The sequence below is a fragment of the Moorena sp. SIO4E2 genome (genome assembly GCF_010671945.1).
Classification (GTDB): Bacteria; Cyanobacteriota; Cyanobacteriia; order Cyanobacteriales; family Coleofasciculaceae; genus Moorena; species Moorena producens.
Genome location: NZ_JAAHIE010001360.1, coordinates 1 through 1141 on the forward strand (window position 1 = coordinate 1; position 1141 = coordinate 1141).

General features: G+C 50.1%; 2 protein-coding genes. Both read right to left on the reverse strand.

Annotation, left to right across the window (positions count from 1 at the left end; genetic code table 11):
* Window positions 1-140: 140 nt before the first annotated feature.
* A complete protein-coding gene (locus F6K37_RS43675) occupies window positions 141-518 on the reverse strand; it encodes a cupin domain-containing protein (RefSeq protein ID WP_287257383.1) in 378 nt (125 codons plus the stop codon).
* Between the two features lie 190 nt (window positions 519-708).
* A complete protein-coding gene (locus F6K37_RS43680) occupies window positions 709-1086 on the reverse strand; it encodes a hypothetical protein (RefSeq protein ID WP_287257384.1) in 378 nt (125 codons plus the stop codon).
* Between the last annotated feature and the right edge of the window lie 55 nt (window positions 1087-1141).

Genomic DNA, 1141 nt, shown 5'->3' on the forward strand with positions numbered 1-1141 from the left:
ATCACATTCTCCTGAGATGTTTTTTGGGTTTAGGCGGCGTGTCGCACCGGCTGGCAATAGTAGTTGATTTTATGAGCGTTGGCTACGGATTAGGCACAGATTTTTCAATCGATCACAATGGCCGTTGTTGTTGCAAACACTTACCACTCAACCGGCTCCGGCCGACCGTTAGGATAAATTACACTTGGCTCGGCCGTGCCGTGTACCGCAATCAAGCGGGCAGGCTTAGCCCCATTATTTTGTACACTGTGATTGGTGTGTGGCGGAATAAAAATCGTCACTTCCGCCTCAACCTCAGTTGTTTTTTCACCGATTGTGACGGTCACACGGCCAGAAAGAAACGTCAGCGATTCTTCGTAAGCATGGTAATGCAAAGCGATATAGCCACCTGGGGGGATCGTTTGAGTCTGCAAGGTGAATGTTTGCGCACCGGCCGAATCGCTTTTAATCAGCCGATTATCAGTCACTTTGCTGTAGAAGCCGTTTTGGGCCGGGATATTTTTGTGGGGCAAAATCATAGCTGTGAACTCCTTGCTGGGCTAGACGACGTTATTAGTTTGTTTTCAACACAATCTCATCGATTACCGTTGGTATAAAGGCGGCGGTAACGGAATCGGATCCAAGTTTCGCGCAACCCATTCTACGGCCCAATTTATTAGATGATCGCTGTCGTCGGGGTTGCTACGAAGCGACCGAATGACCCGTCCGCTAGATTTTCTGGTTTGCTATATGAGTGGTCAGATCTTTGTCTTCCATTTCCCAGGCGTGATCCATGGTATGAAAAGCTGTGTGACGAATCAGGTAGCGTAGGGGCCATTTTGCCACCTTGCCAGCCATCTTGCCCTGTGAATGGTAGCCTCGTATTGCGTGACAATAGGCATCACGGTGCGATATTAGCCCTTCGTCGGTTAACATCGCACCATCAGGAGTGAGTACACCGATCTTCTTAGCCCATTGCTGCTCGGCCGCAAAGGTATGGCGGACAATTTGATCTCGGTCTCGCCCACCCCCTCGCGGACCTTTCTGCATCTCGGCTGACACTCGCCGTCGCACATCATCAAAAAATGCCCAACACGCCTGCATCAAAGTCAGCTCACGTTCCAATTCGTCACCCGAAAGGCCTTGTTTGTCGATGCTAGAA

Excerpts from the sequence above, each read along its gene's own strand:
- F6K37_RS43675 (WP_287257383.1), bottom strand. The coding sequence starts at position 518 with ATGATTTTGCCCCACAAAAATATCCCGGCCCAAAACGGCTTCTACAGC.